Raw genomic sequence first — 12,850 nt, forward strand, 5'->3', positions numbered from 1 at the left:
GAGTAGCAAGAAAAGAGTGAAGCAGACATGAGTCAATTATTGATCGATGCAGGTAATACGCGCATCAAATGGGCGCTGGCAGATATCAAGGCTGTGCCAGCGGGATCGGCACCAACACGCGCACCAACACCGGCACCAGCACCAGTGTGGCAACAGATTGCCTCCGTCAGCCATGCTGAACTGGACACTTTGAAAACCTGCTGGCAAGGCATGCGCTTCACACGCGCCCTGATATCCAATGTCGCCGGTGCCAGTATCAAAGAAAAACTCACGGCCTTACTGCAAGAAGTACAGCCAGACTTGCACATAAACTGGTTTGCCTCGCAAGAAGATATCGCCGGCCTGCACAATGGCTACCGCAATCCGGCGCAACTGGGCTGTGATCGCCTCGCCTCCATGATAGGTGCGCATTACCTGTTCCCGCAGCAAAGCCTGATTGTCGCCACTTGTGGAACTGCCACCACAGTCGATGCTGTCACTACAGATGGCGTATTCAAGGGCGGCATGATCTTGCCTGGCCTTAAACTGATGGCAGAATCGCTGGCGCGCAATACCGCACAATTGCCCCAGGTGGCAGAATCAACGGAGATCGCCAAAGTCTTTGCCGATAATACCGACCAGGCCATCGTCAGTGGCTGCATCAGTGCCCAGGTCGGTGCGATAGCACGTGCCTTCAATACCCTGGAGCAGCAAGAGAAAAAGACCGTCAATTGCGTGATTTCTGGCGGTGCTGCCTCGTATTTATTGCATCATTTGGGCATTCCTTACCAATATGTAGATAATCTGGTCTTGACGGGGCTGTTTGTCGTGGCACAATCAAGCCCGGACCGATAACACTGACACTTTAACCATGCTGAGATTCTTTTTCTGGAGCCTGCTCGTACTGAATGCCTTCCTGCTGGCATTTAATCTCGGCTATCTGGGACACTGGTCCCTCGATACTCATGAGCCCGAGCGCCTGAAAAAACAGCATCACGCCGACCAGTTAAAGCTTCTGACTGCGGCCGAAGCAGTGTCGCCAAGTGAACCGGCATCAGAAAAGAAACCCGAAGTCATTGCCTGCCTGGAAGTCGGTAACTTCCAGCAAAGCGACATCCCAAGGATAGAAGAAAAATTAAAGTCCCTGGCAATGGGTGACCGCCAGTCCCGTATCAATGTCGTTGACGTCGCCACCCACATGGTCTTCATCCCTTCGCAAGGCAGCAAAGAAGGCGCAGACAAAAAAGCTGGTGAGCTGCGCCGTCTGGGCATCAATGATTTCTATATCGTGCAAGACCAGAGCAATCTGCGCTGGGGTATTTCGCTGGGCGTGTTCAAGACCGAAGAAGCAGCCAAACTGCATTTGAATAATCTCAGCAATAAAGGCGTGCGCTCTGCCCGTATAGGCCCGCGCACGGTCAGCACCAATAAATTTGCCTTCCAGTTCAGGGCCATGAGTGCGGAAGAAAAGAGCAAGTACGATGTCATCAAGGCAGAGTTCCCGGCGCAGGAAAACCGCAATTGCCAGACAACGGCGTATAGCAGGAGCTAAGGCATGAGCAGTTTTGAGACGCTGGTGATTTACTTCCTGAGCACAATGTGTGCGATAAACATCTACGTCAGTTACTGTATCTTGAGTAGCGATTATTATGGGCCTGCGCAAAAGGCTTTCCAATTTTTCCTGATCTGGTTGTTACCTTTGCTAGGTAGTCTGTTTTGTTATTCGCTGGCCAAGCCATCTTTGGGGCGCAAAATCAATGTAAGTGAGGATATCCCTGAATATCCTGGGGTTGGTTTGCAGGGCCTGGATCACTAAGAAGCAGTTTGTAACGAATAAATGCGAGTAACAAGCGCTTAATTCTCCTTACTGAAAACTTTGCTACCCTTATAAATATGGATACTCTCTTGCTTGTAAGCGTCTGTATAGTCAGTCTTTTACTGGCTCTGAACTTGTATATCAGTTATTTGGTCGTGAAGAGTGACTTTTACGAGCCTGCTCAAAAGTATGCGCAATATGCGCTGATCTGGCTGCTTCCGGTTATCGGGGCGATAGCTTGTTATCTGTTTGTACAGCCTACCCTGGGGATTAGCAATAAGCATGCTGCGTATGATTATGACGATGCAGCATTCGTCAGTGCAGAAGATGGATATGCCGGTCCCCAGCACCACGATTAATTTTTGAATAAAAATAATCATTAATTCTCATTGCATGAGAATTTGCAGTTGATGTTTCTCGTCTTAATGCTAGCATGCTTATATACAAATTTAGATGCTAGCTCTCTATGGCTGTTCTGCACCAAGTAGATATTCCTCAAAGTGAACGCGTTTTACAGGTTCTGGCCTGCATTGCCCGTCATGGCGAGGCCTTGTCTGCGCGTGAACTGGTAGAGCAAACCGGCTTGCCACTGAGCACCTTATACCGTCAGCTTGCACCGCTCAAGAAATGGGGGCTGGTGCAGGAGCATGCGCAGACGGGCTTATATGAACCTGGCCCGCTGGCAGTGCAACTGGCGCGTGGTTTTGACCAGCATTCATGGCTCATGAGAGCGGCGCGCGATGAACTCGCTGACCTGGTGCAAAAGTCGAGTGAGAGCGTAGGCTTGCTGGCCTATGTCAATGGACAAGTGGTTTGCCTGGATATGCAAGAAAGCCAGCAAGCCCTGCGCTGTTCTTTTGCCAAAGGCCGTGCCAGTTCCAGTGTGTGCGGTGCTTCTGCCAAGGCTTTGCTGGCACATCTGCCGCCAGCCTTGCAAGACGAATTGCTGGCGCAGAATTTTCTGGAAAATGCACCAGTATCCGGCCAGTTACTGCAAGACTTGCAAACCCAGTTGCAAGGCATACGTGAACAGAGATATGCCACCAGCGAGAATGAAGTTGATCTTGGTATCTGGGGCGTCAGCGCACCAGTATTTTCTGGCCGCCATAAACTTGAAGCCACCTTGTCCCTGATGGCACCGGCCCAGCGCATACAGCAGCGCAAGCAAGAACTCATCAACATGACTTTAGCAGCAGCCGACAGACTGAGCCGCAAACTACAATACTCATAAATCCTGGAGACACCATGACTGCTTTTCATTTTCAACAGGGCAGCCTGCCCCTACTGATTTCCATGCCCCATGTGGGCACCAGCATACCGGATGACATCGCCGCCCAGATGCTGCCAGTCTCGCAAGAAAAAACCGATACAGACTGGCATTTGCGTGAGCTCTACAATATGGCAGCAGAGCTCGGCGCATCCACCATCGCGGCGGAATATTCACGCTATGTGATAGACCTGAACCGTTCTTCGGACAATGCCAATCTGTATCCGGGGCAAGATACTACCGGCCTGTGTCCGGTTGACACCTTTGCCAAGCAGCCGCTGTATGCGCCTGAGAATTTGCCGACAGAAGCCGAGGTGCAGCGCCGCATCGCTACATACTGGCAACCCTATCACCAGCAATTGCAGCAAGAGCTGGAACGTCTGTTGAGCCTGCATGGCAGCGTGGTTTTGTGGGACGCACATTCCATTGCCTCGCTGGTGCCGCGTTTTTTTGAAGGCAAATTACCAGACCTGAATTTTGGTACGGCTGACCAGAAATCCTGTGACATAGGTATGCAGAATGCATTGCAGGCATGCCTCAGAAATTCTACCCATGCGCAAACCTATACGCATATTTTTAATGGCCGTTTCAAAGGTGGTTTTATCACCCGCAATTACGGCCAGCCATCACGTCATATCCATGCAGTGCAACTGGAGATGAGCCAATGCATTTACATGAACGAAGCTGCACCCTACGAATATCGGCCTGATCTGGCAACGCAGGTACAGCCTTTGCTGAAGCAATTGCTGCAAGCCTGCCTGGACTGGAACAAGACACAAGGGAGCGTCGCATGAGTAGCCTGTTTGCCCATCATGCTTTGCTGCCACAAGGATGGAGCAAGAATGTACGCCTGCACTGGAATGAGGGTGGTGACCTGAGTCAGGTCGAGCAGGATGCTGTTTTGCAGGCCCACGAAAATCAGGCGCAATTTGTCGCGCCCGGTATGACCAACCTGCATTCGCATGCCTTCCAGCGCGCCATGGCTGGCATGACAGAAATGGCAGGCGAGGGCAAGGACAGTTTCTGGACCTGGCGTGACCTCATGTACCGCTATGCCCTGCATATCACTCCTGAGCAAATCCAGGCCATTGCGGCGCAACTGTATGTTGAATGCCTGCGTCATGGTTATACCGCAGTCTGTGAATTTCATTACCTGCATCGTGACCAGGATGGCAGTTTTTATGCGCGCCCAGCCGAGATGGCAGAGCGCGTCATCGCTGCTGCAGAGCAGACCGGCATGGGCATCAGCATGTTGCCAGTGTTGTACAGTTATGCCGATTTTGGTGAGCAGGCTTTGCGCCACGACCAGCGCCGTTTCTCCACCAATGTGGCCGAGATCATGCAATTGATAGTAGCATTGGAAGTCAAGCGCAGTGCCCAGGTTGAAGTTGGTGTCGCCCCGCATTCCCTCCGTGCTGCCAGCATCAGCCAGATACGTGAACTGCTAGCGACACTGCCCGCCGCCCGCCCCATCCATATCCATATCGCCGAGCAACAAAAAGAAGTCGATGCCTGCATCACTTACTCAGGCAAACGCCCGGTAGAACTCTTGCTCGATAGCGGCTTGGTGAATGAGCGCTGGTGTCTGGTGCATGCTACTCATTTGAATAAAACTGAAGTGCAGGGCATCGCCGCCAGTGGCGCGGTGGCAGGAATTTGCACTACGACCGAAGGCAATCTTGGGGACGGTTTTTTTGAGCTGCCCGATTACATCGCTTCCGGTGGACGCTTTGGTGTAGGTAGTGACAGCCATGTATCACAAAGCCCGGTAGAAGAATTGCGCTGGCTGGAATATGGCCAGCGCCTGCGCCTGCAAGGCCGCAATATTGCCAGCGTTACGGGGCAGCGCAAGGTTGGTGATTTCTTGTATCAGGCAGCCCTGCAAGGTGGCGCCCAAGCCAGCGGGCGCAAGCTTGGCCAGCTAAGTGTTGGTTACCGTGCCGACATCGTAGTACTGGATGATGCTCATCCTAATCTTGCAGGTATAGCTAGCACGGATGTACTCAATACCTGGATATTTGCAGGTAATGATAATTTGGTGCGCGATGTGTATGTCGGTGGAAAGATGACCGTTCAAAACGGCAGACACCTGCAGCAGCTTGAGATACAGGCAGCTTATGGTGCGTGCATGCGCAGCTTGCGTGCCTTGTGACGGCGATAGGTTTTACATTATTGTGAATAATGCGCTTGCTACCTGAACGCCAGACGGGCGACCACATAAACAAGCAGTAAAGACGGCACGCTGACACCACCTGCTCTTTTGATCAGGCGCAGGTGGGCTTCATTATCTTTGTTGAGCTTGTCTATTTTTCCGATGACATACGATGCTTTGAGGCACAGGGCGATATTTGCCATGTATCCGATGATCACCCTTGTAATGATCAGTGTGATGACGGTAATGATGATGATTGCGCCCTTGTCGAGATAACCGAATACCGCCGCTGTCCCCGCGATAAAAATCAGCGGTGCAATTGATTCCAGAGCAACGGAAAAAAGACCGAAGAGATACAGTTTACGAAAGAAAAACCACTGTATGCCAAATATCATGGCCCAGACATTAAAGCCAGCATGCCGCGATTTGCCTTCCAGTAATTGCATCAACAATTTTGGATAGTGGGTTCCACCTGCAAATGCAATCAACTCGGTTTCTGAAATACCACTCTTGCTGCCAGCCTCGTTTTCAACAGGCAACAACTGAGTGGCAGATTGCTGAAATTCCGGATTTGTTCCCATAAAATCTCATGGCTAGTGTGGTATCCAGCTTCAACCGATCCCACCAGTTTCAGATGCAGACAGGCGCATGCATGACTGATACGCCTGCCAGTGTACGTTTATTGCTGACGCAATCTCGCCGCAGCATCCCGCAACATCTTCTCCGTGGTTTCCCAGTCCACACAGGCATCGGTCACTGAGCAACCGTATTTGAGTTGCGACAAATCTTCAGGGATAGGTTGGTTACCGGCAACGATGTTGGATTCGATCATGACACCGACAATGTCCTTGTTGCCGTTGGCGATCTGGTTGATGACATCGGCCATGACCAGGGGTTGCAATTCCGGTTTTTTATAGCTGTTGGCATGAGAGCAATCGACCACGATATTGGGTGGCAGCTTGGCCTTGACCAGGGCTTGCTGGGCCATGGCGACAGATACAGTATCGTAATTAGGGCGATCACCACCACCGCGCAAGACCACGTGGCCATACTGATTGCCGCTGGTGCGCACGATAGAGACTCGGCCCTGACCATTCAAACCCAGGAAAGAATGCGGATGGGATGCCGACAAGATCGCATTGATGGCAATGCTGATATCGCCATCCGTACCATTCTTGAAACCCACAGGCGTAGACAGGCCGGATGACATTTCGCGATGGGTCTGGGATTCTGTAGTACGGGCACCGATCGCCGTCCAGGCAATCAGGTCACCCAGGTATTGTGGTGATATCGGGTCCAGCGCTTCAGTACCGGTCGGCAGGCCGAGTTCACAGACATCCAGCAAGAACTGACGGGCTTTTTCCATGCCCTCATCAACACGGAAAGAGTCATCCATATACGGGTCATTGATATAACCCTTCCAGCCTGTGGTCGTGCGTGGTTTTTCAAAATACACGCGCATGACCAGCAACATCACATCCTTGACTTCTTCCTGCAGGGCTTTCAGGCGACGCGCATAATCCAGGCCAGCGACCGAGTCATGAATGGAGCAGGGGCCAACGACGACAAACAGACGCTTGTCCTTACGTTCCAGTATGTTGCGCAGGCTCTCGCGGCTTTGCTCTACAACATCGCCAGCCAGATCGCTCAAAGGCAGACGCGCATGCAGTTCTTCAGGGGTGGGCATGTTCTCGAAAGAACTGACGTTGATGTTTTCCAGTATGGTGTGTGTCATGTTAAGTAAGGGGCTTTTGCGTTGAATTTGGCCTACATTATCACCGATTACTGGATTTTTAGAATTGCACGCTAATCACAATCACACATTATTTGATCTGATCTGTTCTGATCGCCTAAAGATAAACTCCCCTAAAATCAAGAGTGAGCCATTTTTACTGCGTCATGACGGATGCGTTTAATGGCATTTTTTTCATTGAAAATGATGACCATGTTAAGTACCGCGCAACAACAAGAATTTGCCAGCCAGGGTTTCCTGGTACTGCGGCAGCAGGCCAGTGCCGCTTACTGTGAAGAAGTGATTGCCTATTGCGAACAGCAACTGGCAGGGCAGGTGCAACCGATAGAGTATGAAGCTGACACCCGCTACCCCGGCGCACCTGCTTCACGCGAGGCTGAAGGTGGCCTGACTGCCAGGCGCTTATTGCAAGCCTACGCGCGTGATCCGCGTCTGGCGCAATGGGCAACCGGCCAGGCGCTGTCAGAACCCTTATTGCAATTGCTGGGTGAGGGGGCTTTGCTGTCGCAGTCGCATCACAATTGCATCATGACCAAGCAACCGCAGTACTCAACAGCCACAGGCTGGCACAGGGATAGCCGTTACTGGAATTTCCAGCGCGCTGAACTGGTGTCGTCGTGGCTGGCTTTGCGCAATGAAACCGTAGAAAATGGCTGCCTGCTGGTGATACCTGGCTCCCATAAAATCGATATTGATGTTGCGCAACTCGATGAAGCCCAGTTCTTGCGTACAGACCTGGAACAAAACCAGGCTTTGCTGGCGCAAGCCCAGCCTGTGCCTTTGCAGCAGGGGGATGTTTTGCTATTCCATAGCAATCTCTTTCATGCTGCGGGCAAAAACCAGACTGCGGCGACCAAGTTTTCCATGGTATTCACCTACAGGTCTGCAGATAATCCACCGCGGCCAGGCACACGCTCAGCGGCTTTTCCTGAAATTGCATTATAAGCGCAGACGGCAATCTCAATCTGCACTATGCTGTAAGCTATCGCTCAGACAGAAGTGGAGTATCACTATGCGCAGTATGTCAAAGTTGTTGGCTGTAACTGTTATAGCCGCCTCCAGCCTCTGTGCTCAATTTGCCCAGGCGGCCAGCAAGGAAGTGTTCCCTGCCCAGCCTGCTCTGGCTGGCACCATGCTGAGCGGTAAGCCATACAAGCTTGACACCAGTAAAGGCGATATCATACTGGTGACCTTCTGGGCGACCTGGTGCCCAACCTGCCAGGCCGAGATGCCAACGTTTCGCAAACTCTATGAAGCCAATAAAAAATCAGGCTTTGAACTGGTCACCGTCAGCATCGATGATGCCATGAGTGATATTGATGACTATGCCAAACAGGCAAAATGGTTCAGCAAGGACAATCAGGGCTTCCCGTCCCTGTGGCGCAATGCACGGGACTACCAGGATAATTTCGGCAAGGTATTTGCCACGCCTACCGTTTTTTTGATAGGCCGCGATGGCAAGGTCATGGAATCATACAAAGGCGGCATCAAAGCCGCGCAATGGGCGCACATCAAGACCATCATCCAAAAGAAGCCGGGCGCGACGAAAAGTTGACCTGCGTTTCAATATTTCACCTGGGATGCTGCCGTCCTATGTAAGCATTTTATTTTCATTATTGCAATAAAATCTTGTCAAACTTGCTGCATTGCCATAATGACGTTACTATCTGATAAGTTTCCTGAATTGGAAGCTAATTAGTTGTATCGCTAGTCTGTTCTACTCTCCCACACAATCCCTGTCCCCAGGCGCATCGCCATGCATAAGTCTGGTCTGCTGCTGTCAGGGATTTGGCATGAAAGGTCCTGGTGAAGTCAAATGCGCTTGTGCAATCCTGTTCCAGCTTTGCGGCTCATGACCCTGCTGACTTTATTTGCGCTGGTATTTGGCATCAGCATGCATGCAGCATGCGCCAAGGAAGTGGTGATGCTGACCGCCGACCCCATAGACCAGCGTGGTCAGCCTTTTCCCTTGAAGCTGGCAGAAAAACTGTTTGAGTTTATTGAGCGCGAAGGGGGCTTGCAGATACAGCAGCAGCGCAGCCCTTGGCCAAGGGCGTTGCAGGCTGCAGAAAATGGCGAGGGCGTCATATACGGCGTCAGCAAAACCAAAGAGCGCGAAAAAATCTTCCATTTTTCCCTGCCCATACAATCGAAGTATATGTTCCTGGTGACCAGAAGCGATGCCCAGTTCCGCTTCAATACCATGGCTGATCTCAAGGGCAAGACCATAGGCATACCACGCGGTTTTAGCTATGGTGACCGTTTCGATGCCATGAAAGACAATCTGTTCAAGGTTGAGGTCGATAATTACGCACCCTTGTCACGTATTTATAAACTCTTGTTCCGGCGCATGGATGCGGGCTTGTTTGGCTCTGTGAATAAAGACCCGCACTTTCTTGAAAACAGGTTGCAGGCCTTGCGTGATGAAAATGAAGGTAGCAGTTCACCTTTTGCCGACATACATTTGACCGTCTTGCCCAAGCCACTGCTGATAGACACTATCCATTTTGCGGTGAGGGCAGACAAGGATGACGGCATCATTGACAAACTCAATGTCGCCATCCTCAAAGCCCGCAAGGCCGGGCTTCTGGAAGAGCTGCGTTAGTTCTTAAATGTTTTCAAGAGCAATCAATTCCTGCACAGTCTGACGACGGCGGATTTGTCTGATCTGCTCACCATCGACCAGAATCTCAGGTATCAGCGGGCGGGAATTATAGTTAGATGACATGCTGGCACCATAAGCACCGGCATCATGGAAGACGAACAGGTCACCAATCTCGCAAGCTGGCAAATCCTGGGTCGTGACCACGCCACCATCTTCTTGCGTGAACACATCGCCTGATTCACATAAAGGCCCGGCTACTACAGTAGGGCGCAGGGGCGTAGTGCGCGCTGTGCCATCTGCCGCGTGGCAGCTAATGCGATGGAAGCTGCCATACATGGAAGGGCGCACCAGGTCATTGAAACCTGCATCAACCAGCGCAAAGAAATTGCTACCCACCTGTTTTTGCGCACGCAATTCAGAAATCAGGATACCGGATTGCGCCACCAGGAAACGCCCAGGTTCTATCTCCATGCTGATCTTGTGGCCCAGCAGGGTTTCGATTTCTTTCCTGGCCTTGTCCCAGATGTCAAAATAGTGGGCAGTATCGACCGCAGGCTCGTCGCCACGGTAAGGGATGGACAAGCCACCACCGATGGAAATCGCCTGCAAGTCACGCTTGCAGATTTTCACCTGTTCTATCATCGCATCGCAGACGCTTTGCAAATGATCATAATCAACGCCAGAACCGATATGCATATGCAGGCCTACCAGCGTCAAACCATATTGGTCAATGATGGCCAGCGCGTTTTGCAGCTCTTCATGCCAGATACCATGCTTGCTTTGTTCGCCACCAGTATTGGTCTTGCGGCTATGGCCGTGACCAAAGCCAGGGTTGATGCGCAACCACACGGCATGGCCTGGATGTGCCTGGCCCAGTTGCTCCAGCATTTGCGGTGAGCCGCAATTTACCGGGATATTCAATTCCACTACGCGTTTCAGGGTTGCGCGGTCCAGTAAATCGGCAGTGAATACGATGGGGGCATGGCCACCATGTTCAGCCTGGCTGGTATAACCTGCGGCTAAAGCACGTTCTACTTCACCGAGTGAGACAGAATCCACCATCACGCCTTCTTCACGCATCAGGCGCAGCAAATGGATATTGCTGGATGCCTTCTGGGCAAAGCGGATCACATCAAATTGACGCAAGCGGGCAATTTGCGCTCTTATAATAGTGGCATCGTAAGCCCAGCAAGGTGTGTCGAATTCCTTGGCAATATGGGCAAGCTGGATAGCTGAGATAGTCGTTGTCATGGCAATTTTTCCGGGGCATCCTGAGGTTTGGTGTAAGCTCTACAGTAACTCTACTTTAACAAGTGCAATCCCTGGTTTGAATGGGATTCCATAGGGATTTATTCATCCAGCCAAGGCTTTGATCGGAAATTGACGCAAAATGCTTATGAATCATAAACTCGACCAGTTTGATCAAAAAATCCTGCAATTATTGCAACAGGATGCGCGCATGTCGCATGCAGAGATAGGTCGCCAGGTGCATCTGAGCCAGCCCGCAGTGTCCGAGCGCATCAAGCGCCTGGAAGCTGCCCAGGTCATACGTGCCTATCGTGCCGATATTAATCCCAAGGCACTTGGTTATCAAATCACCGCCATGATCAGGCTCTCAACGCAGCAGGGGCGGCCTTATGCCCAATATGTCGCCAATTGTCCTGAAATTATCGATTGCTATACCGTGACTGGAGAAGATGGCGCCGTCATGCGTGTGCTGGCAACCGATGTAGAACATTTACAGCGTATCATTAATGAATTGAATGCCTTTGGCTCTACCTCGACCGCAATCGTGCTGACTACTCATGTCGCCGGTAAAGCCATTAGCGCTCCTGCAATCCTGATTACAGAATGAAAGGAAAACCATGTCCAGAATATCCCGCCTGAATTTAGCTGCATTGGCTGTACTGAGCTCCCTCACATGCATGAGCGCTCAGTTCGCCTATGCTGCCGATGAAGAGGTCGATGCCATCACGCCTTATCGTCCTTCGGTATCGAATTCTGCGCAACTGCCTGTCGCCGGGCAACTGGAACTGGAAATGGGTATCAACACCATCAAGACCGGGCCGACACAGCGCCAGAGCCTGCCTTATCTGTTCAAGCTGGCTTTTTCCAAGGAATGGGGAGTCTTGCTTGGTGGCGAAGCGTATATCATCAACGACGATGGTGCAGGCCAGCGTGACCGCGGCTTTGGCGATACCTCGCTGACGATCAAGCGGGCGTTTGTCATCAGTGACGATACTGCTTTTGGCCTGGAGTTCGGCAATAAATTCCCCACGGCCAAAGATGCATTGGGATCAGGCAAGTCAGACTGGACTTTGAATGGCATCGTCAGCCAGGATTTGGGCAAAGTACACGCTGACCTGAACCTGAACATGACACACCTGGGCTTTGCTGAAGATACAACTTCACACTGGCAAAGTGGCTTGTCAGCGTCCTTTTCTACCGAAATCAATGAAAAAATGGGCCTCACTGCAGAATGGGCCGGTTGGCACCGCTCTGGCACCAAAAACCAGGGACAGGCGCTGATCGCCCTGACCTATAGCCCCAACAAGCGGCTTACCTTTGATGCGGGCATGACCAAGGGTTTGACCAGTAATTCCCAGGACCGCTCCTGGTTTGCCGGTGTCGTCGTGCCGGTAGCCAGGCTGTGGTAAAGCCGCTGTAGCTGTAGCTGCGCTGGCGCAAAACCTGATTGTGACTTAGGCCGTATAATATGAGCTTGCTTTGTTTCTTGCTTTGGGAAAACCATGCTGGCACCTTCTTCACCACGTAAATTTGCCATATTTTCAGTCATCGCTGCAACGGCGCTGATAGCCCTGGCTATCGCTTTTTTTATGACTTACAAGGCGAAAACACCTATGCCGGAGGTCAATTTCACCAATCTCAAAGGCGAAAAAATATCGACCCAAAGCCTGCGCGGCAAGGTCGTCATGGTGAACTTCTGGGCGACCTCTTGCGCGACTTGCGTGGCGGAGATGCCCAAGATGATAGAGACTTACAATAAATACAATAAGCAAGGCCTGGAGTTTGTCGCCGTTGCGATGAGCTATGATGCACCGAATTATGTCATCAACTATGCTGAAAGCCGCAAGTTGCCTTTCCATGTGTCCCTCGACCCACAAGGCAAGCTGGCGCAATCCTTCGGTGATGTGAAACTGACGCCGACGACCTATGTCATCGACAAGCAGGGCAATATCCTCAAACGCTATGTTGGCGAGCCATCCTTCAGTGAGTTACACAGCTTGCTGGAACAGGCACTGGCGGTCTGATTACCT

The 12,850-nt window shown here is 51.5% G+C and carries 16 protein-coding genes; 13 read left to right on the plus strand and 3 right to left on the minus strand.

What is annotated here, in order from left to right; all coding sequences use genetic code 11:
• Nucleotides 1-27: 27 nt before the first annotated feature.
• From UNDYM_RS01590 to UNDYM_RS01620, 7 genes are all read left to right on the plus strand, one after another.
• Nucleotides 28-834, plus strand: a complete 807-nt coding sequence (locus UNDYM_RS01590) for a type III pantothenate kinase (protein WP_162039464.1) — start codon at nucleotides 28-30, stop codon at nucleotides 832-834.
• Nucleotides 835-850: 16 nt separating this feature from the next.
• Entirely contained in the window at nucleotides 851-1,531 is a 681-nt protein-coding gene (locus UNDYM_RS01595; protein WP_162039465.1) for an SPOR domain-containing protein, read from the plus strand.
• Between the two features lie 3 nt (nucleotides 1,532-1,534).
• Nucleotides 1,535-1,795, plus strand: a complete 261-nt coding sequence (locus UNDYM_RS01600) for a hypothetical protein (RefSeq protein WP_162039466.1) — start codon at nucleotides 1,535-1,537, stop codon at nucleotides 1,793-1,795.
• 77 nt (nucleotides 1,796-1,872) lie between these two features.
• Nucleotides 1,873-2,154, plus strand: a complete 282-nt coding sequence (locus UNDYM_RS01605) for a hypothetical protein (protein ID WP_162039467.1) — start codon at nucleotides 1,873-1,875, stop codon at nucleotides 2,152-2,154.
• Nucleotides 2,155-2,261: 107 nt separating this feature from the next.
• Nucleotides 2,262-3,026: an IclR family transcriptional regulator gene (locus UNDYM_RS01610; protein WP_162039468.1), complete on the plus strand. Its 765-nt coding sequence runs from the start codon at nucleotides 2,262-2,264 to the stop codon at nucleotides 3,024-3,026.
• Between the two features lie 14 nt (nucleotides 3,027-3,040).
• A complete protein-coding gene (gene hutG, locus UNDYM_RS01615) occupies nucleotides 3,041-3,856 on the plus strand; it encodes an N-formylglutamate deformylase (protein WP_162039469.1) in 816 nt (271 codons plus the stop codon).
• Nucleotides 3,853-5,214, plus strand: a complete 1,362-nt coding sequence (locus UNDYM_RS01620) for a formimidoylglutamate deiminase (RefSeq protein WP_162039470.1) — start codon at nucleotides 3,853-3,855, stop codon at nucleotides 5,212-5,214. The genes hutG and UNDYM_RS01620 overlap by 4 nt, the downstream gene beginning before the upstream one ends.
• A gap of 38 nt (nucleotides 5,215-5,252) precedes the next feature.
• On the opposite strand, the gene UNDYM_RS01625 is transcribed toward UNDYM_RS01620, so the two are convergent.
• Together UNDYM_RS01625 and UNDYM_RS01630 are read right to left on the minus strand one after the other, a co-directional pair.
• Entirely contained in the window at nucleotides 5,253-5,795 is a 543-nt protein-coding gene (locus UNDYM_RS01625) for a DUF2628 domain-containing protein (protein WP_162039471.1), read from the minus strand.
• A gap of 98 nt (nucleotides 5,796-5,893) precedes the next feature.
• Nucleotides 5,894-6,949: a 3-deoxy-7-phosphoheptulonate synthase gene (locus UNDYM_RS01630; RefSeq protein ID WP_162039472.1), complete on the minus strand. Its 1,056-nt coding sequence runs from the start codon at nucleotides 6,947-6,949 to the stop codon at nucleotides 5,894-5,896.
• Between the two features lie 204 nt (nucleotides 6,950-7,153).
• Here UNDYM_RS01630 and UNDYM_RS01635 point away from each other — a divergent pair, with 204 nt between their 5' ends.
• The 3 genes from UNDYM_RS01635 to UNDYM_RS01645 all read left to right on the plus strand — a co-directional run bounded on the left by UNDYM_RS01635 (nucleotide 7,154) and on the right by UNDYM_RS01645 (nucleotide 9,572).
• Entirely contained in the window at nucleotides 7,154-7,912 is a 759-nt protein-coding gene (locus UNDYM_RS01635) for a phytanoyl-CoA dioxygenase family protein (protein WP_232063666.1), read from the plus strand.
• A 67-nt stretch (nucleotides 7,913-7,979) separates the two neighbouring features.
• A complete protein-coding gene (locus UNDYM_RS01640; protein ID WP_162039473.1) occupies nucleotides 7,980-8,522 on the plus strand; it encodes a TlpA disulfide reductase family protein in 543 nt (180 codons plus the stop codon).
• A gap of 261 nt (nucleotides 8,523-8,783) precedes the next feature.
• Nucleotides 8,784-9,572 carry an ABC transporter substrate-binding protein gene (locus UNDYM_RS01645; RefSeq protein ID WP_162039474.1) on the plus strand — a complete coding sequence of 263 codons (789 nt, stop codon included), beginning with the start codon at nucleotides 8,784-8,786 and terminating at the stop codon, nucleotides 9,570-9,572.
• A gap of 3 nt (nucleotides 9,573-9,575) precedes the next feature.
• Here UNDYM_RS01645 and lysA read toward each other — a convergent pair whose 3' ends face one another.
• Complete coding sequence (gene lysA / locus UNDYM_RS01650; protein ID WP_162039475.1) at nucleotides 9,576-10,823, minus strand: diaminopimelate decarboxylase; 1,248 nt, start codon at nucleotides 10,821-10,823, stop codon at nucleotides 9,576-9,578.
• A 145-nt stretch (nucleotides 10,824-10,968) separates the two neighbouring features.
• Between lysA and UNDYM_RS01655 the strand changes: the two genes are divergently transcribed.
• From UNDYM_RS01655 to UNDYM_RS01665, 3 genes are all read left to right on the plus strand, one after another.
• Nucleotides 10,969-11,427 (plus strand): Lrp/AsnC family transcriptional regulator, encoded by a 459-nt coding sequence (locus tag UNDYM_RS01655; RefSeq protein WP_162039476.1) that lies wholly within the window; start codon nucleotides 10,969-10,971, stop codon nucleotides 11,425-11,427.
• 10 nt (nucleotides 11,428-11,437) lie between these two features.
• The gene (locus UNDYM_RS01660; protein WP_232063667.1) at nucleotides 11,438-12,229 is read left to right on the plus strand and encodes a transporter; all 792 of its coding nucleotides are present in this window, start codon (nucleotides 11,438-11,440) and stop codon (nucleotides 12,227-12,229) included.
• A 93-nt stretch (nucleotides 12,230-12,322) separates the two neighbouring features.
• Nucleotides 12,323-12,844, plus strand: a complete 522-nt coding sequence (locus UNDYM_RS01665; protein ID WP_162039477.1) for a TlpA disulfide reductase family protein — start codon at nucleotides 12,323-12,325, stop codon at nucleotides 12,842-12,844.
• Nucleotides 12,845-12,850 lie beyond the last annotated feature (6 nt).

The organism is Undibacterium sp. YM2 (genome assembly GCF_009937975.1).
GTDB lineage: Bacteria > Pseudomonadota > Gammaproteobacteria > Burkholderiales > Burkholderiaceae_D > Undibacterium.

Bases quoted from the DNA above. Each gene is read 5' to 3' on its own strand.
- UNDYM_RS01590 (WP_162039464.1), top strand. From the start codon at position 28: ATGAGTCAATTATTGATCGATGCAGGTAATACGCGCATCAAATGGGCG.
- UNDYM_RS01595 (WP_162039465.1), top strand. From the start codon at position 851: ATGCTGAGATTCTTTTTCTGGAGCCTGCTCGTACTGAATGCCTTCCTG.
- UNDYM_RS01600 (WP_162039466.1), top strand. From the start codon at position 1,535: ATGAGCAGTTTTGAGACGCTGGTGATTTACTTCCTGAGCACAATGTGT.
- UNDYM_RS01605 (WP_162039467.1), top strand. From the start codon at position 1,873: ATGGATACTCTCTTGCTTGTAAGCGTCTGTATAGTCAGTCTTTTACTG.
- UNDYM_RS01610 (WP_162039468.1), top strand. From the start codon at position 2,262: ATGGCTGTTCTGCACCAAGTAGATATTCCTCAAAGTGAACGCGTTTTA.
- hutG (WP_162039469.1), top strand. From the start codon at position 3,041: ATGACTGCTTTTCATTTTCAACAGGGCAGCCTGCCCCTACTGATTTCC.
- UNDYM_RS01620 (WP_162039470.1), top strand. From the start codon at position 3,853: ATGAGTAGCCTGTTTGCCCATCATGCTTTGCTGCCACAAGGATGGAGC.
- UNDYM_RS01625 (WP_162039471.1), bottom strand. From the start codon at position 5,795: ATGGGAACAAATCCGGAATTTCAGCAATCTGCCACTCAGTTGTTGCCT.
- UNDYM_RS01630 (WP_162039472.1), bottom strand. From the start codon at position 6,949: ATGACACACACCATACTGGAAAACATCAACGTCAGTTCTTTCGAGAAC.
- UNDYM_RS01635 (WP_232063666.1), top strand. From the start codon at position 7,154: ATGACCATGTTAAGTACCGCGCAACAACAAGAATTTGCCAGCCAGGGT.
- UNDYM_RS01640 (WP_162039473.1), top strand. From the start codon at position 7,980: ATGCGCAGTATGTCAAAGTTGTTGGCTGTAACTGTTATAGCCGCCTCC.
- UNDYM_RS01645 (WP_162039474.1), top strand. From the start codon at position 8,784: ATGCGCTTGTGCAATCCTGTTCCAGCTTTGCGGCTCATGACCCTGCTG.
- lysA (WP_162039475.1), bottom strand. From the start codon at position 10,823: ATGACAACGACTATCTCAGCTATCCAGCTTGCCCATATTGCCAAGGAA.
- UNDYM_RS01655 (WP_162039476.1), top strand. From the start codon at position 10,969: ATGAATCATAAACTCGACCAGTTTGATCAAAAAATCCTGCAATTATTG.
- UNDYM_RS01660 (WP_232063667.1), top strand. From the start codon at position 11,438: ATGTCCAGAATATCCCGCCTGAATTTAGCTGCATTGGCTGTACTGAGC.
- UNDYM_RS01665 (WP_162039477.1), top strand. From the start codon at position 12,323: ATGCTGGCACCTTCTTCACCACGTAAATTTGCCATATTTTCAGTCATC.